Here is an 18,027-nt window from a genome sequence, read left to right on the forward strand (position 1 = left end):
GGATGAACGAGCATAGCGACACCGGCAATTTAACCCTTCCTGTCTCGCCTAGCGAAATTTTATGCAAGTTCGTGTATATTTGTTCGGGAAACGAATCGAGATTTGGACTCGAACGGTGGCAGTCTGGCTCTCGATGTTGGACCGCACGGTCCGTTGCTTTCGGAATTCCTTACGCTCGAGTCTCGAGCGGGGACGACCGTCTCGCTCGTCGACGGGACCAACGTATTTGACCGTCCGCCACGTACCCAGAGCCATGAGGTTTGTTATCGTGGGATACGGTCGTGTCGGATCGCGGACGACGCGGGTTCTCTCGGAAGAGGGACACGACGTCATCGTCGTCGACAACGATTCGGACCGGGTCGACCGAGCAGCAGAGAATGGGTTCGAAACCCTCCGCGGCGACGGCGCGGACGAGGCCGTGTTGCTGGAGGCGGGAATCGATACCGCCGATGCGATCGGGGCGTTCACGCCGGACCTGAACGTCAACTTCGCGGCGTGTATGGTCGGTTCCCACCACGGCTGTCGGACCGTTCTCCGAATCGACGAAGACTATCGTCAGGACATCTACGAGAAGTACGCCGAGGACGTCGACGAAATCATCTACCCCGAACGACTCGGCGCGGCGGGCGCGAAGACCGCCCTCCTCGGCGGTGATTTCAACGTCGTCGTGGACCTGACCGCGAACCTCCAGCTCACGGTCGTCGAAATTACGGACGACTCTCCGGCCGTTGGCAAACGGATCAGCGAACTCGAGTTACCGGGCAACGCTCGAATCTACGCCCACGGACACGACCTCGAGCCGCTGACCATCCCGCTCCCCGGAACCAAGCTGTCGGTGGGAGACGAGGTTGCCATCATTACGGAGACCGACGTCGCAGACGACGTACACACGACGTTGTCGCCCGCCTCGAGCTGAGTTGCCGACTCGTCGATGGGATTCGTTCGACTTATTCTCGATAGTTCTCGCTCGAGCGTTTCGATCCGAGGTCGACCGCAGGTAGAACGCGAGTGGAGGATGGTGTGAAAAGTGGGGAGCGAATGGGGGGAGGCGCGCTGACGGGAGGATGGGGGGAGTTGGTACCCGTCACGCGGTGCGCGCCTGTTTGATTCGTCGGCACGATATATGATAAAACTGTGTCAGACGATTGCGTGACGATCGTCAGACGGTGAGGAAATGTGCTTCAATCGCCCAGTCTTTAGATAGTGGTCACTCCTCCCGGTCGGGTCGAAAGACGAGCACGTTCTGGTGGACCATCGACGGAACGAACGAGAACGGATAGCCGTAGACGTGGAGGTCTTTGGACGGGTCGTACCAGATCAGATTGGCGACCAGCCGAACAGGTGCGGTCGACTCGATCGCTCGAGCGAGATCGGCCGAAAGGAACTCGTAGGACCGGTCGCGGTACATGTCTCCAATGAAGACGACGAGGTGACCGTCCGGATCGACGGCTCTGGAAAAACGGGCGAACTTTTCGGCCATATCCTCGAGCCACGCCGTTTTCGTCTGGCCGACCGGCTCCCCGTCGCCGTCGTCGGGTGCCTCTTCGTCGGTAGTCTCGCTATCGTCGGCACTCCTTTCGTCGGAAGCCGCGCTATCGTCGATTCCGCCTTCGGCGATGGGACCGCTTTCGCCCTCCCCTGCCGATCCCCCGTCGAACGAACCCAGTTTGCTCTCTCGAGTCGCCCGTTCGTTCCGGGTTTGCTCGAGTTCGTCCATGTGCCAGTAAGGGACGTCGGTGAGCAGGAGGTCGACGGAATCGTCCTGGATCTCCTCGATCAGTGACGCACAATCCCCGTGACGGACGTCCTGTTCGGCGAGTGGCGGATCGCCTCGCTCCCGGCGCTCGGCGTTCTCCTGCGCTAAGACTTCTTCGTAGATGTCGATCCACCGCTTGTTTCGCTCGAAGCCGATGGCCTCGCGAAGCCCCGTTCCCTCGTGCTCGCAGAAACTCGCGCCGAGTAGGGTACCGCCGACGCCGGCGAACGGATCGAGAACCGTGTCGCCGGCCTTGCTGAATCGCCCGATCAGTTCCGCACAGAGTCGAGGGGGTTTCTGTCCCCCGTGTTCGCTTCGCAGGTCGTGCTGGACATCGGGCGGGTATCCCTCGGCAAGCACCGATTTCGTCGCGTACTTCCACTCTCGGCCGGTCAGGTCGTTCACCCGATTCCGTTCGTCGTAGATCCCTCTTCCCTCGAGGTACTGCTGGTGGTCGGAGAGGTCGTCGGTATCGACCACCTCGCCGTCCTCGACGGGCAGGGACTCGTCTCGAGCGCGTTCGGCGTCGAACGTCCCGTCGTCGTCGGTAAAGAGGCGGCTCTGACGGTGGCGCTCATCCTCGGTCATATGCGGAGTGGTCGTCGATCCGGCTTAAAGCTACTCGAGAACGTCGACGAGCGGATCGTCGGCAATCATCTGTGCCAGGACGACCCGATCGACGTGATCGGACCGCTCGAGCAGTTCCGTCGCGATTTCGACTCCCGCGTCGCGAAGCGCTTCGTCATCGACTTTGTTGAGCAACGGAACGACCGTCGCGTCCTCGGGAACGTCTTTCACACCACCCTGCTCGCTCGCGAGCACGGCCGCCACGTCGGCCGGTCGGATCTCCTCGCCCAGTTCGAGTCCGGTGATGTCGGCGACGAGTTCCGGTCGGTGGACGAGCCCCGTCGACAGCGGTTCGCCGACGACGTGGGTGCTCGCGATCGGAATCACGGTATCAGTGCACTGGGGGAGCTGGGGCTCGTGATCGTCCGGTGCCTTGAAATCCCGCATTCGCGCCCCGTCGGCTTTGACGAGAACGAGATCGGCTTCCCCCGACGCGTCGATCTCGTCGATGATCTCGTTGTCGTAGCCGCCGTACCGTTCCTCGTCCGCGCGTTCAGGAACGAGACCAAGCGGCCAGTCTCCGTTCGCGTCGCTCGTTCCCGTTCCGCCGTCCGCTCGCTCCTCGAGGGCCGAAACCGGCTCCTCGGTCACGTCGACCCGCTCGACGTGCGAGTCGAAGAACGGAATCCGAACGCTGGCCGTGACGACGGTTCTGGGTGCGACGTCCTCGGTCGCACGCGAGGCGAGCGTGTAGAGTGTCGTTTTCTTCCCGCCCGCACCCACCGTACAGACGGTTCCCGACTCGGCGCGAAGGGCCTCGAGAATGTTCATACGGATACGTTAGGCGGGCTAGCCAAATTAGTTTGGCGAGAGGCCTTCGGAGTCGTTGACTGCCTCGAGGCTCACCGCCGACGAGGGCGAGTCCACTACACTGATTTGCCCACCACTCCATGTCAGCAGTATGTCCCTACTACCTTCTGATTTTCTGGACCATCAGGAGATCCACCCTTCCCTGCGGGAGAAACTCGAGCGCTACGGCGATCAGGGTGGACTCCTCGGTATTCTGGTCTACGTATTCACGTATCTGGAATCCGAAGATGAACAACTCGCGGGCACTGCCGCCGAAATTCCTCCGCTCTTGTTCGTCTCGAGCAGTCTCCACGACGACGCGATCGACGAGACGGATCTCGACTCCGCAGTAGAACGCGCTGGCAAGTCCTCGACGAGACTGACCACCAGACAGTTCCTGAACCAGCACGTGACGATCGGTGATCTGGTGTTTACGCACCTGATCGACCGTCTCGATGACCTCCCAGACGGATTCGAGACGGGGAAGGTCGCGTCCAGCATCCGCACCATCGGTTCCGGGCAACTCGACGAAGACGGGTTCGGCTCTTCCGAGGCGTCGAAAGCCGACGCGATCAGACGGCTCGACCAGCGAGGCTCGGTCTGGGGAGACCTGGTCGCAACCGTCGTCGGCGCGTCCGGCTCCTATTCCGACGACCAGCTCGAGCGGCTCACGACCGTCTCGCGGAACATCCTGTTCGTCTACACGGTTTTCGACGACGTCGAGGATCTCCCCGAAGACATCGAAAACGGCGTCGCCAACGCGCCGGTCATGCTTCTCGAGGAGGGTGCCGTCGACGACGCCGACTCGAGTGAGGCAGTCGTCGACGCCGTCCTCGAGTCGGACGTTCCTGATCAGCTTGACGCCCTCGTCGAGGCACGCGAGGCAGAAGTCGAGGCCGCAGTTCGTCGATTCCACAAGGATGGGGGCTACTCGAACGAAGCGATTCTCGAGGCGACGTCGCGGGCGCTCGAGTGGTACGCTGAATCCGTCTGCTCGAGGCCGCTCGAGGAGTCGGTCTCCGAAGCGTCACAACGAACGATCCGCGAGCAACTCACGGGCGACGACGCGACGAAACGCGAGTATATCGACTCCATTATGCAGGATGCTCCACTTTACGGCGTTCCAGCCGACGAAATCGGCCGCGAAGCGGCGACGCTGTCCGGCCGGCGACTCGCGCCTGCGATCACCCATCTGGTGCACGTCCAGACGCTCGCTGCCGCGACGATGCCGATGCATCTCGAGGATGCCTTCTCCAGACTTCGGGAGAAAAACGCGGCCTGAGCTGCCGTCAGTTGTAGCCCCGCCACCGGTAGCCACACTCGGTACACTTGAAGAACCGCGTCGGGGGTTCATCAGCAGAGGCGGTCTGTTTGAGTTCGTACCACGCTTCCTGATTTCCACAGTCGTCGCAGATGATATCCGTCGCGATGGGTTTCCCTTCGAAGTTCGCTTCCTCGCTGGATTCGATCACCTCGTCGTCGGTCTGGGCCTCCGTGGTGACGAACGCCGATTCGCGCTCTCGATCCCGGTCGCTCGAGAGCCCACAGTCGTCGTTCGTACAGACCATTTGCTCACCGTCGGCTTTCATCATCGAACCGCACTCGTCGCAAAACTGCATACCACCCGTTGGGAGTCGACGCGCAAAAACCCTAAGGATAGCTCCGTTCGGTTTCCGGGTTCGTCGTTGTGTCTGTCCGGTATTTTCCTTGTGCCTGTCCCTTGTGTCTGTCCGATTCTGTCGTTTTCCCTGTCCGAATACCCACTAGAAATACGAGGACTACCGCCGAAGAAGAGCGTGTTAGCTTCATTTCCTTGTGACACGTATGAATAGACGGGTCTCTCGGCGTCGTCTCGGCACTCAGCGTACCGCCGAACGCGATCGCGGTAAGATCCAGAACTGAGGAGGAGAAATATGGTATCGAAAGAGACAGAAACAGAAATAACGGAGTATTTCGGACAGGTTCCAGGCTGGATCGAAGCGCTTCCCGAGTCCGCGGCGGATCACAGTTGGGAAGTCGTCCGGGATCTCCAGCTCGGAGAAACCGAACTCACACAGCGCGAAAAGGCTCTCGTCGCACTCAGTGCGGCATCCGCCATACAGTGTCCCTACTGCATCCACTTCCACAGGGAAGAAGCGAAACTCGAGGAGGTAACCGACGACGAGATGGCCGAAGCGGTCGCCGTCGCCGGCGACGTTCGATACTTCTCGACAGTCTTGCACGGAGCAGAGATGGACTACGACGAGTTCGTAACCGAAACCGGAGCGATCGTCGACCACATCAAAGAACAGCAGGCACCGGCTCCCGGCGACGACTGAGCCGCCGTGTCTGAAATTATTTTGTCTCCGACGTTGCACGATTCTTGGCGCATCGGGGACGAAGTTCTCGGCGCTTTCGGACGACTCGAGAGCAGTCTCCGGTCGAGAACCGATTGCCAGAATCGAAGTCTCTATTCAGGTTCGACTGGTACCTTCGAACGTGACCGAGTACGACGCGGTTGTGTACGATCTGGACGGGACGTTAGTCGACCTCGCCGTCGACTGGAAAGCCGTCGCTATCGACGTGCTCGCCGTCTACTCATACGATGGGGTCGAACCCCCAAGCACCGAACTCTGGGATATGCTCGACGCCTCGAGCTCCGTGGGACTGGCCAGCGAAATCGAAGAGACGATCGCCGACCACGAACGCGAGGGAGCTCGACGCTCCGAGCGGCTCGCTCACGCGGATGACCTCCTCGAGCGCGAGGTTCCGGTTGGCGTCTGCTCGCTCAATTGCGAAGCGGCTTGCCGGATCGCACTCGAAGAACACGGGCTCGCGGATGCAGTCGGGGCCGTCGTCGGTCGTGATACGATGCCGATGAGAAAGCCCGATCCCGAGCCGTTGATCGAGACCATTCGGTCGCTCTCCGTGAACCCGACGACGACGCTGTTTGTCGGTGACTCCGAACGGGACGAACTGGCCGCAGAACGGGCGGGTATCGACTTCGAGTACGTCGACGGTCGGATGCCGGGCTATTAACCGGCGGTCGGATGCCGGGCTATTAACCGGCGGTCGGATGCCGGATTTCTAATCGGCGAACGGAGCCGATCCCTGTCGGTACCGTTTGAGGGTATGTGACCGCGAGAACGACGGTTGTCCCACTCGGGCGCTATTCTTGCTGACGTTTCGCATACAGAAATACCGACAGCGCGGTGATGATCCAGATGACTGCACCCACTCGGATAGCGAACTCTACACGAGCACCCCAGCTCGGAAGATCAACGGGGACCGACAGGAGCGCGACAATTGGCGCTCCGACGGCGATGGTCGCGACGAACGTAACCTGCATCACCCATCCGAAATCGACGCCGTCGGGTGAACTGGTTTCGACGGGTTCTGGCACGAGTACGAGTTGACCTCGCCGTGCAGTCCTAATAAGTGCCGCGGGACGAGCCAAATACGTCCCGGAGAAGGGGTCGTCGCGGGCGTGCTCGAAGAACGATGCTGTTTACTGATCGGGTACGAAGGTGTGTGTATGGTAACCGTACGCGACCTCAGAGAGCAGATGGGTGAGGACCCTATCACGGTGCTGACCGCCTACGACGCACCCACGGCCGAAATCGTCGACGAGGCGGGCGTCGACGTCGTTCTCGTCGGCGACAGCCTCGGAAACACCACGCTCGGGTACGAGACGACGGTCCCGGTGACCGTCGACGAAATGGCCAGCCACACCGGTGCCGTCGCTCGAGCGACCGACGACGCGCTGGTCGTTGCGGACATGCCGTTTCTCTCCTTCGGCGTCGACGAGGCAACGACCATCGAAAACGCCGGACGGATGCTCAAAGCGGAGGGAGCGTCGGCGGTCAAACTCGAGAGCGGCCAGCACACGGTCGATATCACGGAGAAGATGGTACAGCTCGGAATCCCGGTCATGGCCCACCTCGGGTTGACCCCCCAGCACGTCAACCAGTACGGCGGCTATCCTCGGCAGGGTACGGATCAGAAGGCCGCGGACCGAATGCTCGAGCTGGCGAAAGCCCACGCGGATGCGGGTGCGTTCTCACTGGTCCTCGAGCACGTGCCCTCGAATCTCGCCCGGACGATAACCGAAGCGATCGATATCCCGACGATCGGGATCGGTGCGGGACCCCACTGTGACGGACAGGTACTCGTTTTCGACGACGCCGTCGGTATGAGCGAGTGGACGCCGTCGTTTTCGAAACAGTTCGGTGATGTCCGCTCGGAGATGGAGTCGGCGGTCGACGAATATATTTCAGCGGTCGAGGAGCGCGAGTTCCCGGCCGAGGAACACAGTCACGAAGAGAGCGACCTCGAGGACATTTACTGATCGCGCGGCGACGAGGATTTTCGCGGATCGGACGAAGACACTCCCTCGGCTCGGGACGCTACCGGGACTCGAGGAACTCAGCTATCGTCTCGTTGAAGGCGTCGGGTTGTTCGACCATCGGAAAATGCGCTGCCTGTTGGATTTCGGCTACTGCTCCGTTGGGGATCTCGTCGGCGAGATACTCGTGGTACCACGGCGGTGTAAGCTGATCGTACTCGCCGTAGACTGCGAGCGTCGGGACCTCGACTCTGTGCAGTTCGTTTCGAACGTCGAACCGGTGGCAGGTGAGAAAGTCGCGATACGTGACCGCCTGTCCGCACTCGAGCATTCGTTCGCGCGACGCCGCGAGCAGTTCCGGATCGGGATCGTGAAAGATTCTGTTCGGCTCGTGGAGGAACTCGACGGCCCGCTCGAAATCGGACTTGAGCCAGGCGAGGAGATCGTCGAGCACGCCCATTCGGGCACCCGTCCCGGTCAGAATCGCCGCTTCGGGTTCGAACGACCGCTCAAGGAGGATGTGGAGGACAACGGCACCGCCGAGCGAGTTCCCGACGAGGGCGGTCGAATCCGTTTCCTCGACGACCGCGAGCACATCGTCGGCGTACGCCGACAGTGCGGTGTAGCCGGAGTTCGCCTGAATATCGTCGGATTCGCCGTGTCCACTCAGGTCGAGTGCGACGATCTCGTAGCGATCCGACAGCGATTCTTGAAAGCGCCAAACCGCGTGTGAACCGCCGCTGCCGTGCACGAAACAAACCGTTTCGCTGGATGTTTCTCCCTCGGTCACAGTGTATGCCGTCTCCCGTCCGTGGTGGGCGAGCGTTCTCATACGTTGCTAAAGGATAACAGCCCGCATAAATACCCGAGTCAGCTTCGCGGCTCTGCGCGCCGACTATCCTGATGGGGCTGATCGCCAAGACAGGGGCGACCGCTGACGGAGACGAAGTTGCAAAGATAGCGTGGAACTGCGTTCAAGCTCCTCTTCTCTATCCCTTCGCCTTCTGGGGGTTTGCCTGCGACAGATATAAGTACTAGAAGACCTAACTTAGGGTTAGTCACAATGAACTCTGAGCAATTCACGAGCGATCAACTCGCTCGCAAATACGAGTACGACGACGGGTCGGTCATCGCGATCGACCTCGGCACGAGCGTGCCGGAGCCGTCAGTCGATCTCGTCGATGGAACGGTCATTATCGTCAACGGCGACGAACAGTACGAGTTCGATCTTCCAGTCGAAGAGAACGACGCGGACACGTTTATCAGAAACGGCGTGCTCACTATCGAACTGGAGGACAACGTATGAAACTCACCGTCAAACCCCTCAAGCAAAAAGACGCAGGTCGCGGACTCGCAGCGATCGATCGTGTCTCGATGAGCGAGCTCGGCCTCGAGAACGGGGATTACATCACAATCGAGGGCAAAGGTGACGGACAGTCCGTTGCCCGAGTCTGGCCCGGCTATCCCGAAGACGAGGGACGAAACGTCGTCCGAATCGACGGTCGTCTCCGACAGGAGGCAAACGTCGGGATCGACGACAGCGTCTCCGTCGAGAAGGCCGATGTCAAACCGGCGACGGCCGTCACCGTCGCGCTCCCGCAAAACCTTCGTATTCGGGGCGATATCGGCCCGCTCGTCCGCGATAAGTTGAGCGGACAGGCCGTCACCGAGGGCCAGACGGTTCCGTTTTCGCTCTCGTTCGGTCCGATGGCCAGCTCCGGCCAGTCGGTTCCGCTGAAAATCGCGAGCACCTCGCCGTCGGGAACGGTCGTCATCACCGACTCGACCGATATCGAAATCTCGGAGACGCCGGCCGAGCAGATCAGCTCCGGCCCCGGTGGAGCGTCCGAAGGCATCCCGGATGTCACCTACGAGGATATCGGCGGTCTCGACGACGAACTCGATCAAGTCCGCGAGATGATCGAGCTGCCGATGCGCCACCCCGAGCTGTTCCAGCAACTCGGCATCGAACCGCCGAAGGGCGTCCTCTTGCACGGACCACCCGGTACCGGGAAGACGCTGATGGCGAAAGCGGTCGCCAACGAGATTGACGCCTACTTCGAGACAATCTCCGGACCGGAGATTATGTCGAAGTACTACGGCGAATCCGAGGAACAACTCCGCGAGGTCTTCGAGGAAGCCGAGGAGAACTCCCCGGCGATCATCTTCATCGACGAACTCGACTCGATCGCCGCAAAGCGCGAGGAAGCTGGCGGTGACGTCGAACGTCGCGTCGTCGCGCAGCTGCTCTCCCTGATGGACGGCTTAGAGGAACGGGGCCGCGTCACGGTCATCGCGGCGACCAACCGGATCGACGATATCGATCCCGCACTTCGTCGCGGCGGTCGGTTCGATCGCGAGATCGAAATCGGCGTTCCTGACAAGCAGGGACGCAAGGAGATCCTGCAGGTCCACACCCGCGGAATGCCCCTTTCGGACTCCGTCGACGTCGAACACTACGCGTCGAACACTCACGGCTTCGTCGGTGCGGACCTCGAGAGTCTCGCACGCGAAAGCGCGATGAACGCGCTCCGACGGATCCGGCCCGAACTGGACCTCGAGTCCGACGAGATCGACGCGGACGTTCTCGAGAGTCTCCAGGTAACCGAGCGGGACTTCAAGGAGGCGCTCAAGGGCATCCAGCCCTCGGCGCTTCGGGAGGTCTTCGTCGAAGTTCCGGACATCACCTGGAACGACGTCGGCGGGCTCGGCGATACGAAAGAGCGGCTTCGCGAGACCATCCAGTGGCCGCTTGACTACCCCGACGTATTCGAGGCGATGGACATGCAGGCCGCCAAGGGCGTCCTCATGTTCGGGCCACCGGGGACCGGAAAGACCCTGCTCGCGAAGGCGGTCGCCAACGAGGCCGAATCGAACTTCATCTCGATCAAAGGCCCCGAACTGCTCAACAAGTACGTCGGCGAGTCCGAGAAGGGCGTCCGAGAGGTCTTCGAGAAAGCCCGGTCGAACGCACCGACCGTGATCTTCTTCGACGAGATCGACTCTATCGCCGGCGAACGCGGCGGGAACACCACTGACTCCGGCGTCGGCGAACGGGTCGTCAGCCAGCTGCTGACCGAACTCGACGGCCTTGAGGAACTTGAAGACGTGGTCGTCATCGCAACGACGAACCGACCGGATCTGATCGACAGCGCCCTGCTCCGTCCGGGCCGACTCGACAGACACGTTCACGTCCCCGTGCCGAACGAGGAAGGCCGCGAACGCATCTTCGAGGTCCACACGCGTAACAAACCGCTCGCAGACGCCGTCGACCTCGAGTGGCTCGCCGCCGAAACGGAGGGCTACGTCGGTGCCGATATCGAAGCCGTCTGTCGCGAGGCCTCGATGGCGGCCAGCCGCGAGTTCATCAACTCGGTCGATCCCGAGGAGATGGGAGACAGCATCGGCAACGTTCGAATCAGCCGCGAGCACTTCGAACACGCCCTCGAGGAGGTCCAGCCAAGCGTGACCCCCGAAACTCGAGAGCAGTACGAAGAGATGGAAGAGCAGTTCCAGCAGGCAGAGCCAAGCGGTGAGAGCGACCAGCTGGGCCGAACGTTCCAGTAAGTCGCTTGAGACGGTCTGACTTTTTCGATCTGCGATTCTCTCGGATACGACTCAACTCGAGGAGTGTCGATTGTCGAGCCGATGATCGTGTACTCGTCGGACTGTCAACCGGATAGTACAATAGAACGATATATTTCACGATAGCGTAGATATCGATGCAGAATATGAGAGCGGTGTTGATCGGAATCTTCGCCCTTTAGCTAACGGAAATTGCAAGAGTAAGTGCCATCATCAACGGGATGGCACCGGACGGACTCGAGAGGCACGCTCAGTCGTCTGGCGCGGTCGCCGAATCGGTCGATCGAGTTTCTCTCGGTGCCGGTCCAACCAGCAACTTCACCGAAATGCCCGCACCGACCAGTGCGATCGACGAGAGCGTGACGAAAAACGTCGCCATCGTCGCGTGATCGAGGAGAAAGCCGCCGAGAGCGATGCTCGCCGAGCCGAGGCCGAACATGCCGAGGTAGGTGTAGCCGTAGGAGAGCCCACGCGTTTCCGGCGGGGTGTAGACGGCGACGGCCTCCTGATAGAAGGGTTCGATTGCGAACAGGGCAAAGCCGAGGACGCCGCAGTAGAGCAGAATCACGACGAGGCCCATCGAGGAGACGGGAACGAACGCGACGGCGAGCATCGCGAGGCCGACGAAGACCGCGACCAGCCCCCGTGCAACGGGCACGCGACTGGTTAACTTGCCGGCGACGTACTGGCCTACCATCCCCGCGACGAGCAGGCCGACGTAGAAGTAATCGCCCAGTGAGAGCTCCTCGAGGCTGCCCGGCGGGTCGATCCCCTCCATTGCGGGAAGGCCGTTCAGCAGTTCCGGCAGATAGGTGAGGACGCCGCGGTAGTAGAGGCCGACGAACGTGACGACGGCGAAGACCAGCAGGAACGAACTGGCAAACAGCGTCCGCGAGTTCGAGATGAACTCGCGAGCGGAGAGCGATCCCGTCGAGGCGCTTCCATCGTCGCCGCCGTCGCTGTCGTCGTCTCCCAGTGCGGCGGCGGGATCGAACTGCGCTCGGAGCCCGTACGCGGTCGCGAGAATCCCGGGAACGGCCAGCGCGACGGCGACGAGTCGCCACTCGAGGACGAGCAACATCGTCGCGGTGGCGAACGGGCCGAGCGCGATGCCGACGTTGCCCGCGATGCCGTGCCAGGCAAAAACCGTCCCCCGGCTCTCGACGCCGGTGCTGATCAGCGCCAGCCCGGCGGGGTGGTAGATGCTCGCGACGATTCCCCAGCACAGCAGGCTGGCCGCGACGGCGTAGATCGAGTTCGCGAAGGCGAGGGTCACAAAGGTGACGCTCATGCCGGCCAGACAGACGAGGACGAGTCGCTTCGGGCCGTACCGATCGGCCAACAGTCCTGCGGGTAACGCGCCCAGGCCGAAGGGCGCGTACCCGAGCGCGACGATGAGGCCGACGAGCGCGACGCTCACGTCGAACGCGTCGAGCCAGACGACGAGAAAGATCGGGATCGCCAACTCGAACCAGTGGACGAGCGCGTGGGCGAGCATCGTAAACGCCGCGATCGACCGGTCGTTATCGCTGAGTGCCATTTCGCTGTCGATATTGGGTGGTACCAGGCAGACTACTTAGAGAACCCGGAACCCCTCGTCGCTTGCGCGACGCACTCGAGTGTGCTCGCGCAGTACGGAACACTCGTCAAATCACCCCGTCGCAAATTCGACGGCCGCGACGACCTACGGCAACGCTTCCGCCGGCGCGTCCTCGAGATCCGAGAGGACCTCCTCGGCGTGACCCTCGGGGGTCACGTTTTCGTAAACCGCCTGGATGGCTCCGTCGGGACCGACGACGTAGGTGTTCCGGAAGACGCCGTCGAACGTGTTGCCGAACAGTTGCTTTTCGCCGTAGGATTCGTACAGCGTCGACACCTCACCCATCTCGTCGGCGAGGAGGTCGAACTCGAGGTCGTACTCCCCGGCGAATTTCTCGAGGTCGGACACCGAGTCGTCGCTGATCCCGACGACGGCGGTATCGAGGTCCTCGAGTGCGGCGAGTGTGTCGTTGAAGCCACACGCTTCGGTCGTACAGCCGTCGGTGTTCGCCCGCGGATAGAAGTAGATAACGAACCGTTGGCCGTCAAAATCCGCTTTGCGAACGGTCTCTCCGTGTTGATTCTGTAGTTCGAACTGTGGTGCGTCGTCGCCAACCTCGAGCATAGAAGCGTCTTCGAGAGCGTCGTTGTATGTATTGTGATTCGACCGAATCACCCAATAACCGTTCACTCGAGTTGTTCGGCGGCCTCGCGCTCGACCAGCGGCGTCGCGTTCTGTTCGGGCAGCGTGACGACGTCGTCGGCCGCGAGCGTATACTCTCGGTCGTCGACGCCCAGAATCGAACCGACATCCTCGGTGATCTTGACGGTAAGGCGCTCGAGTGAAGCCCCGTCGTTCGTGTCACCTTCGGTACCGGTCGACGGCGTGGTCGAGTCTGCCCCTTCGTCACCGCCGGGAGCCGGTGGCTTCGGCGGGGCTTCCGGCTCTGGCTCCACCGGATCCGTCCCGGACGACTCCACCGGATCCGTCCCGGACGACTCCGCTGGTTCCGGCGGATCGCCACCCATCACGTCCGCGGCGGTGACGGTGCTCGAGTCCGGGGACGAATCCGACGCATCGGATACCGATTCGTTCGCGTTGGCACTCTCCGGCTGTGACTCGGGTGGTGCGGGCGAGGTCCGATCTTCGGGGTCGATAGCTGACCCGCCGGTCGCCTCCTCGCCGGTTTCGGCCGATACCGTCGGTGAGCCAGTTCGTTCTGACGCCGTCGGCTCGCCCTCGCCCTCGAGCGCTTCGGTCTCGGCTTGCGTTCCCGCTTCGGCGTCGACGCCCTCGAGCACGTCGAGCACTCGGTTTTTGTTCGACTGGATGCGGTCGATGAGGTCGTCAAAGAGATCGGCTTCCTCGGCCGTGAGTCCCTCGTCGTTCGCCGCCATGCCGGCCGCAGAGAGGCTCGCCTGCTTGACGAGTTTCCCCATTCGGCGTTCGTAGATCGCCTCGACGACGTCTTTAGCGGTCTCGATCTCGTCGGTGAGCTGGCTCACTTCCGGTGAGGCAAACGGATCGTCCGTGGCTTCCGCGACGCGATCGCGCTCGTCCTCAAGGTCTGCAATATACTCGCCGACTTCCTGATAGAACGAGGGGCGCAGATTCTGGAGGCTATCCTTCTGGCGCTCCTTGCTCTGGACCGAGCGTAGTTCGTCGAGATTCATTCTTTTTCCTTTTCGGCACGGCCACGCGCCATGAGAAACATGGCGACGTACTCCGGTAGTGACTGGTCACCCTCCTGGACTGTAAAGATATCGCCCCCAAGTTCGACCTCGCCGCCGCGGTCGACATTGATTGCCACTTCGTGGCTAGTAAACGTCTCTGGAACGGCGTCGACGAGCGGATCGAACGCCTCGAGGTCCTCGGGAGCGATCCGCTGTGTCGTCAGGGCGCTCCCGCCGTGGAGACTTCCCGGCAGTCGGATGAGTCGATTCGTGTCGGTCGTCACCGGTTCGTCGATCGGGGCGTTGTCGCGTTCGACCGCCGTCGACGCGAACCGTTCGGCCAACTGCGCGATGGCAGTGTGAACGGTCACGTTGCCCGCCTCGAGGCCCTCGCGGTTGTTCCGGGCGGCCGAGAGCGTCGCTTCGGCTTTTCCCTCGCCGATGCCGTCGAACTCTTGCAATCGCTCGAGCGCGTCTTCTTCGTCCATCTCGAGCAAATCCTCGATGAAGGCCATGAAGTGCTCGTGGATTCGGGACCCCCAGCCGCCGTCGACTCGCAGGTTTCGCCGTTCGGTCGGCGTCTTTCGACCGAGTCCGGCGACCGTCTCGGTTTCGATCAGCTCTTCGAAGTCGAGACCGATCCCGCGAACGTAGTCGACGATCTCGCGGCGGTGTTCCCGGTCGAGGTGTTTGACGTTCTCGTCGCGAACGTGGACGTGGTAGCCTCGCCCGCCGGAGAAGACGATCTCGATGTTTTCGAAGGCGAAATCGTCCTCGAGAAACTCGAGCAAGCGAAGGAGGGCGTCCTTACACTTGCTGAGCATCTCCGCGTACGAATCCTCGCCGAGGGTAACTCTCGGCAGGTGATCGGCGTCGAGGTCGAAGACCAGATCCGACGAGCGCCACTCCTTTTCGGTCATCGAGCCCGCACCGGGGTCGCGATAGCGTCCCGCGGAAAAGTAGACGTGTTGGGGCCGTTTGCGGACGAGAAACTCCTCGATATCGCCGAGTTCGAGGAGCGATCGGTGTCTGACCATCGTTGTTCCCGGCCCCTCGGTCCACGGGATGAACCCCCACTCGCGCTCGTTAGCCTCGGGCGGGAGCGTGATCTCCGTCCGACGGTAGTGATCACGGAACCGGCCTCGAAGATACGCTCTCGTTCGCTCCTCCATTCGTCCACGGTATCTGAGACGGGAGACTATAATCTTCCCGAAAGTCTCGAACGCTCGAAAGACAGCGAACGGGAGGACTCACCGCGAATGATATAAAGACGAACTATGTGCAGGTGACGGTAGCGTATCGATTTCGTGACGTTACGGTTGTGCGATAATATCGAGAAGATTGTAGCTGGTGCGTTTATAGCGAAGAGTGTGACTCGAGCGGTGGAAAACAACTGATATGCGACCGTTCGCGGCTACCGGCGCATCAGTTCGGAAATCTTGTCCGTAATACCGCTGCTCGAGCCGAGTTTGAGGTAATAGGCGTCGCCGCCGTCTTCGTAGTAGTTGTCGATCCGACGGTTGATCTCGAAGCCAAGGTGTTCGTAGAATCGAAGCGCATCCTCGTTAGTCGTTCGAGCGTGACAGGTGATCGTGTCGTACTCCTCTGCGACGCGTGCGACGAGACGCTTGCCGATCCCTTCGCCCTGATAGTCGGGCGAGACCGCCAGAAAGAGAATGTAGCCGTCCCGTCGAACGGCCGCAAAGCCGATCAGTTCCTCGTCTTGCAGATAGATGTGAACGGTCGAGCGGCGATAAGCGTCGGTGAAGAAACTATGTCGCTGTTTGAGGACACCAACACGGTCGTTGATCTCCTCTTTGAGTTGCCAGGCTTCGTCGACATAATCGTCACTGCCCGAGGTGACGACGCGACTGTCGATATTGACGCTCACTGCTGTCTTCTAACAGTCTCGTCAATATAATTCCACCGGCATGCGAACTCGTGGAGCGGATATCATACCTTTGATGTTTTCGGCTGAGAAGGCGATTTTCGAACTGTTGGCGACCGGGCAATCGGCATGCTAAATCGAATGTGTCCGGGTCGTGGAACCGACGGCCATACGGTCCTCGCCGATAAACCGGGAACCGATGGGTTTCGAACTCCGAGAACACACTGCCGATATCGCGGTTGGGGCAACCGGGGACAGTCTCGAGTCGGTTTTCGGCGCAGTCGCGGACGGACTCGCCGCGGCCTCGACCGAGGACATCCCCCAAACTGGCGGAGACCGGTTCTCGCTCACGGTGAGTGCGGAGAATCTCGAGGCGCTGCTTTTCGATTACATCGATGAACTGATCTACCTCCGCGACGTTCGCCTCGAGCTTCCCGTCGATAATCGGGTCGAGAAACTCGAAATTGCCGAACTCGGTGAATCGCGAACCAAAGACGACTCGGCTGACGAGACAGCCTATTCGATCGAGGCCACTGCACGCGGCGTTCCGTTATCCGAAATCACCGCACGAGAGATCAAAGCGGTCACGTACTCGGAGATGCGCCTCGAGGAGACCGACGACGGCTGGGAGGCGTACGTCGTGTTCGACGTTTGAGTGTTAGGTGCCCCGTTACCGGGTTGGACGGCCGCGAAAAGTAGATCGTAGCCACGTCGTTTTTACCGCCGTCCTCGTATCACTAGGTATGTTTCGAAAATCCGACGTTCGACCGAGCCGGATCGGTGTCTGGCTCGCAATTGCCGCCTGCTGGTTCGGCGCGACGGTCGGTTCGGTCAGTGCTCACGAGGAGTATGTCGTCGACGGGGAGCAGGACGTTCCGGTCGACGAATTTCTCGCCGATGCGCTCACCGATCCGATGGTCGTCGGCCCGTTGCTGGCCGGCGGACTCGTCGTTTTCGGCATCGTAACTCTCTACCTCTGGTTCCAGCCGTTCCAGCGGGATATCGGCGCGTTCAGTCACGCGATGGACGAGTACGTCGAGTACGTCCCGTGGCTGTTGCGGATCTCCTTTGGCATCCCATTGATCGGTGCCGGTTTCGGCGGCTACTTCATTAGCCCCGCCCTCGAGGTCGAGCTTCGGATTCTGCAGGTCGGGCTCGGCTTTTTGTTGTTGTTCGGGTTCGCAACTCGAGTCGTTGCGCTTGCAACGTTGGCGGTCTATCTCGCCGGAGTGGTAATCTGGCCGACGCTTCTCTTACAACTCGAGTTCGTCGGCGGCCTGCTCGCCATCGCGTTGATCGGGAGCGGGAAGCCGAGTGCCGATCACGTTCTCCAGCGAGTTGCCGGCACTCCGGGGACCGTCTACGGGCGGTTCGATCCGATCTACGATAGCGCACGGTCGTTTCAGGACCGAACGGCTCCCTACAGACGGTATCTTCCGACGGTCGTTCGATTCGGCCTCGGGACGACGTTCATCTATCTCGGTGCGACACAGAAGATCCTCCGGCCCAGACTGGCTCTTGAGGTCGTCGATCAGTACGATCTCACGGCGGTCGTCCCGGTCGCGCCCGAGCTCTGGGTTATGGGTGCCGGACTCGCCGAGATCGCGCTCGGAACCGCCCTTATTCTCGGGCTGTTCACCCGAGCCAGTGCGGCGACGGCGATCGGGATATTTACGCTCACGCTGTTCGCGCTGCCGGACGATCCCGTCCTCGCCCACGTGGCTCTGTTCGGGATGGCCTCGGTCTTGCTTATCACCGGTAGCGGTCCGTACGCGCTCGACAATCGCACCGAACGGGTCGAAGAAGAACTCGAGGAGGCGGCTCCCGTTGCGAACCAGTAGCGCG

Annotated in this window: 19 protein-coding genes; 9 read left to right on the forward strand and 10 right to left on the reverse strand. The window is 61.3% G+C overall.

Annotation, left to right across the window (positions count from 1 at the left end):
- Nucleotides 1-253 precede the first annotated feature (253 nt).
- Entirely contained in the window at nucleotides 254-916 is a 663-nt protein-coding gene (locus ACYQ14_RS14920; RefSeq protein WP_459889194.1) for a potassium channel family protein, read from the forward strand.
- 291 nt (nucleotides 917-1,207) lie between these two features.
- Here the strand turns inward: ACYQ14_RS14920 and ACYQ14_RS14925 are convergent, their stop codons facing one another.
- Both ACYQ14_RS14925 and yqeC read right to left on the reverse strand, forming a co-directional pair.
- Entirely contained in the window at nucleotides 1,208-2,344 is a 1,137-nt protein-coding gene (locus ACYQ14_RS14925) for a DNA methyltransferase (RefSeq protein WP_459889195.1), read from the reverse strand.
- A gap of 30 nt (nucleotides 2,345-2,374) precedes the next feature.
- The gene (gene yqeC / locus ACYQ14_RS14930) at nucleotides 2,375-3,154 is read right to left on the reverse strand and encodes a selenium cofactor biosynthesis protein YqeC (RefSeq protein ID WP_459889196.1); all 780 of its coding nucleotides are present in this window, start codon (nucleotides 3,152-3,154) and stop codon (nucleotides 2,375-2,377) included.
- A gap of 130 nt (nucleotides 3,155-3,284) precedes the next feature.
- Here yqeC and ACYQ14_RS14935 point away from each other — a divergent pair, with 130 nt between their 5' ends.
- The gene (locus ACYQ14_RS14935) at nucleotides 3,285-4,454 is read left to right on the forward strand and encodes a class 1 isoprenoid biosynthesis enzyme (protein WP_459889197.1); all 1,170 of its coding nucleotides are present in this window, start codon (nucleotides 3,285-3,287) and stop codon (nucleotides 4,452-4,454) included.
- A 7-nt stretch (nucleotides 4,455-4,461) separates the two neighbouring features.
- On the opposite strand, the gene ACYQ14_RS14940 is transcribed toward ACYQ14_RS14935, so the two are convergent.
- Nucleotides 4,462-4,791, reverse strand: a complete 330-nt coding sequence (locus tag ACYQ14_RS14940) for a transcription factor S (RefSeq protein WP_459889198.1) — start codon at nucleotides 4,789-4,791, stop codon at nucleotides 4,462-4,464.
- A 294-nt stretch (nucleotides 4,792-5,085) separates the two neighbouring features.
- Between ACYQ14_RS14940 and ACYQ14_RS14945 the strand changes: the two genes are divergently transcribed.
- Together ACYQ14_RS14945 and ACYQ14_RS14950 are read left to right on the forward strand one after the other, a co-directional pair.
- A complete protein-coding gene (locus tag ACYQ14_RS14945) occupies nucleotides 5,086-5,490 on the forward strand; it encodes a carboxymuconolactone decarboxylase family protein (protein ID WP_459889199.1) in 405 nt (134 codons plus the stop codon).
- A gap of 160 nt (nucleotides 5,491-5,650) precedes the next feature.
- Nucleotides 5,651-6,190, forward strand: coding sequence for an HAD family hydrolase (locus ACYQ14_RS14950; RefSeq protein WP_459889200.1), 540 nt, complete (start codon nucleotides 5,651-5,653; stop codon nucleotides 6,188-6,190).
- 130 nt (nucleotides 6,191-6,320) lie between these two features.
- Here the strand turns inward: ACYQ14_RS14950 and ACYQ14_RS14955 are convergent, their stop codons facing one another.
- Nucleotides 6,321-6,554, reverse strand: a complete 234-nt coding sequence (locus ACYQ14_RS14955; protein ID WP_459889201.1) for a DUF5822 domain-containing protein — start codon at nucleotides 6,552-6,554, stop codon at nucleotides 6,321-6,323.
- Nucleotides 6,555-6,686: 132 nt separating this feature from the next.
- Here ACYQ14_RS14955 and panB point away from each other — a divergent pair, with 132 nt between their 5' ends.
- Nucleotides 6,687-7,499: a 3-methyl-2-oxobutanoate hydroxymethyltransferase gene (gene panB / locus ACYQ14_RS14960; RefSeq protein WP_459889202.1), complete on the forward strand. Its 813-nt coding sequence runs from the start codon at nucleotides 6,687-6,689 to the stop codon at nucleotides 7,497-7,499.
- Nucleotides 7,500-7,557: 58 nt separating this feature from the next.
- Here the strand turns inward: panB and ACYQ14_RS14965 are convergent, their stop codons facing one another.
- Nucleotides 7,558-8,328 carry an alpha/beta fold hydrolase gene (locus ACYQ14_RS14965; protein ID WP_459889203.1) on the reverse strand — a complete coding sequence of 257 codons (771 nt, stop codon included), beginning with the start codon at nucleotides 8,326-8,328 and terminating at the stop codon, nucleotides 7,558-7,560.
- A 231-nt stretch (nucleotides 8,329-8,559) separates the two neighbouring features.
- Between ACYQ14_RS14965 and ACYQ14_RS14970 the strand changes: the two genes are divergently transcribed.
- Nucleotides 8,560-8,802, forward strand: a complete 243-nt coding sequence (locus ACYQ14_RS14970; protein WP_459889204.1) for a DUF7127 family protein — start codon at nucleotides 8,560-8,562, stop codon at nucleotides 8,800-8,802.
- Complete coding sequence (locus ACYQ14_RS14975) at nucleotides 8,799-11,063, forward strand: CDC48 family AAA ATPase (protein WP_459889205.1); 2,265 nt, start codon at nucleotides 8,799-8,801, stop codon at nucleotides 11,061-11,063. Before ACYQ14_RS14970 ends, ACYQ14_RS14975 begins: the two co-directional genes overlap by 4 nt.
- A gap of 268 nt (nucleotides 11,064-11,331) precedes the next feature.
- Here ACYQ14_RS14975 and ACYQ14_RS14980 read toward each other — a convergent pair whose 3' ends face one another.
- From ACYQ14_RS14980 to ACYQ14_RS15000, 5 genes are all read right to left on the reverse strand, one after another.
- On the reverse strand, nucleotides 11,332-12,621 hold the full coding sequence (locus tag ACYQ14_RS14980; RefSeq protein WP_459889206.1) for an MFS transporter: 1,290 nt from the start codon (nucleotides 12,619-12,621) through the stop codon (nucleotides 11,332-11,334).
- A 144-nt stretch (nucleotides 12,622-12,765) separates the two neighbouring features.
- Entirely contained in the window at nucleotides 12,766-13,245 is a 480-nt protein-coding gene (gene bcp, locus ACYQ14_RS14985; RefSeq protein WP_459889207.1) for a thioredoxin-dependent thiol peroxidase, read from the reverse strand.
- Between the two features lie 62 nt (nucleotides 13,246-13,307).
- Nucleotides 13,308-14,294, reverse strand: a complete 987-nt coding sequence (locus tag ACYQ14_RS14990; RefSeq protein WP_459889208.1) for a DNA replication complex subunit Gins51 — start codon at nucleotides 14,292-14,294, stop codon at nucleotides 13,308-13,310.
- The gene (gene priS / locus ACYQ14_RS14995; RefSeq protein WP_459889209.1) at nucleotides 14,291-15,466 is read right to left on the reverse strand and encodes a DNA primase small subunit PriS; all 1,176 of its coding nucleotides are present in this window, start codon (nucleotides 15,464-15,466) and stop codon (nucleotides 14,291-14,293) included. The genes ACYQ14_RS14990 and priS overlap by 4 nt, the downstream gene beginning before the upstream one ends.
- 242 nt (nucleotides 15,467-15,708) lie before the next feature.
- Entirely contained in the window at nucleotides 15,709-16,185 is a 477-nt protein-coding gene (locus ACYQ14_RS15000) for a GNAT family N-acetyltransferase (protein ID WP_283835108.1), read from the reverse strand.
- 196 nt (nucleotides 16,186-16,381) lie between these two features.
- On the opposite strand from ACYQ14_RS15000, the gene ACYQ14_RS15005 reads away from it, so the two are divergent.
- Nucleotides 16,382-16,837 (forward strand): archease, encoded by a 456-nt coding sequence (locus tag ACYQ14_RS15005; protein WP_283835109.1) that lies wholly within the window; start codon nucleotides 16,382-16,384, stop codon nucleotides 16,835-16,837.
- Nucleotides 16,838-16,925: 88 nt separating this feature from the next.
- Nucleotides 16,926-18,023 carry a DoxX family protein gene (locus ACYQ14_RS15010; protein ID WP_459889210.1) on the forward strand — a complete coding sequence of 366 codons (1,098 nt, stop codon included), beginning with the start codon at nucleotides 16,926-16,928 and terminating at the stop codon, nucleotides 18,021-18,023.
- The last annotated feature ends 4 nt before the right edge of the window (nucleotides 18,024-18,027 follow it).

The sequence above is a fragment of the Halostagnicola bangensis genome, assembly GCF_054653435.1.

What these genes read in the sequence shown, in the direction of transcription:
- ACYQ14_RS14920 (WP_459889194.1), top strand. Translation starts at nt 254, where the DNA reads ATGAGGTTTGTTATCGTGGGATACGGTCGTGTCGGATCGCGGACGACG.
- ACYQ14_RS14925 (WP_459889195.1), bottom strand. Translation starts at nt 2,344, where the DNA reads ATGACCGAGGATGAGCGCCACCGTCAGAGCCGCCTCTTTACCGACGAC.
- yqeC (WP_459889196.1), bottom strand. Translation starts at nt 3,154, where the DNA reads ATGAACATTCTCGAGGCCCTTCGCGCCGAGTCGGGAACCGTCTGTACG.
- ACYQ14_RS14935 (WP_459889197.1), top strand. Translation starts at nt 3,285, where the DNA reads ATGTCCCTACTACCTTCTGATTTTCTGGACCATCAGGAGATCCACCCT.
- ACYQ14_RS14940 (WP_459889198.1), bottom strand. Translation starts at nt 4,791, where the DNA reads ATGCAGTTTTGCGACGAGTGCGGTTCGATGATGAAAGCCGACGGTGAG.
- ACYQ14_RS14945 (WP_459889199.1), top strand. Translation starts at nt 5,086, where the DNA reads ATGGTATCGAAAGAGACAGAAACAGAAATAACGGAGTATTTCGGACAG.
- panB (WP_459889202.1), top strand. Translation starts at nt 6,687, where the DNA reads ATGGTAACCGTACGCGACCTCAGAGAGCAGATGGGTGAGGACCCTATC.
- ACYQ14_RS14965 (WP_459889203.1), bottom strand. Translation starts at nt 8,328, where the DNA reads ATGAGAACGCTCGCCCACCACGGACGGGAGACGGCATACACTGTGACC.
- ACYQ14_RS14970 (WP_459889204.1), top strand. Translation starts at nt 8,560, where the DNA reads ATGAACTCTGAGCAATTCACGAGCGATCAACTCGCTCGCAAATACGAG.
- ACYQ14_RS14975 (WP_459889205.1), top strand. Translation starts at nt 8,799, where the DNA reads ATGAAACTCACCGTCAAACCCCTCAAGCAAAAAGACGCAGGTCGCGGA.
- ACYQ14_RS14980 (WP_459889206.1), bottom strand. Translation starts at nt 12,621, where the DNA reads ATGGCACTCAGCGATAACGACCGGTCGATCGCGGCGTTTACGATGCTC.
- bcp (WP_459889207.1), bottom strand. Translation starts at nt 13,245, where the DNA reads ATGCTCGAGGTTGGCGACGACGCACCACAGTTCGAACTACAGAATCAA.
- ACYQ14_RS14990 (WP_459889208.1), bottom strand. Translation starts at nt 14,294, where the DNA reads ATGAATCTCGACGAACTACGCTCGGTCCAGAGCAAGGAGCGCCAGAAG.
- priS (WP_459889209.1), bottom strand. Translation starts at nt 15,466, where the DNA reads ATGGAGGAGCGAACGAGAGCGTATCTTCGAGGCCGGTTCCGTGATCAC.
- ACYQ14_RS15005 (WP_283835109.1), top strand. Translation starts at nt 16,382, where the DNA reads ATGGGTTTCGAACTCCGAGAACACACTGCCGATATCGCGGTTGGGGCA.
- ACYQ14_RS15010 (WP_459889210.1), top strand. Translation starts at nt 16,926, where the DNA reads ATGTTTCGAAAATCCGACGTTCGACCGAGCCGGATCGGTGTCTGGCTC.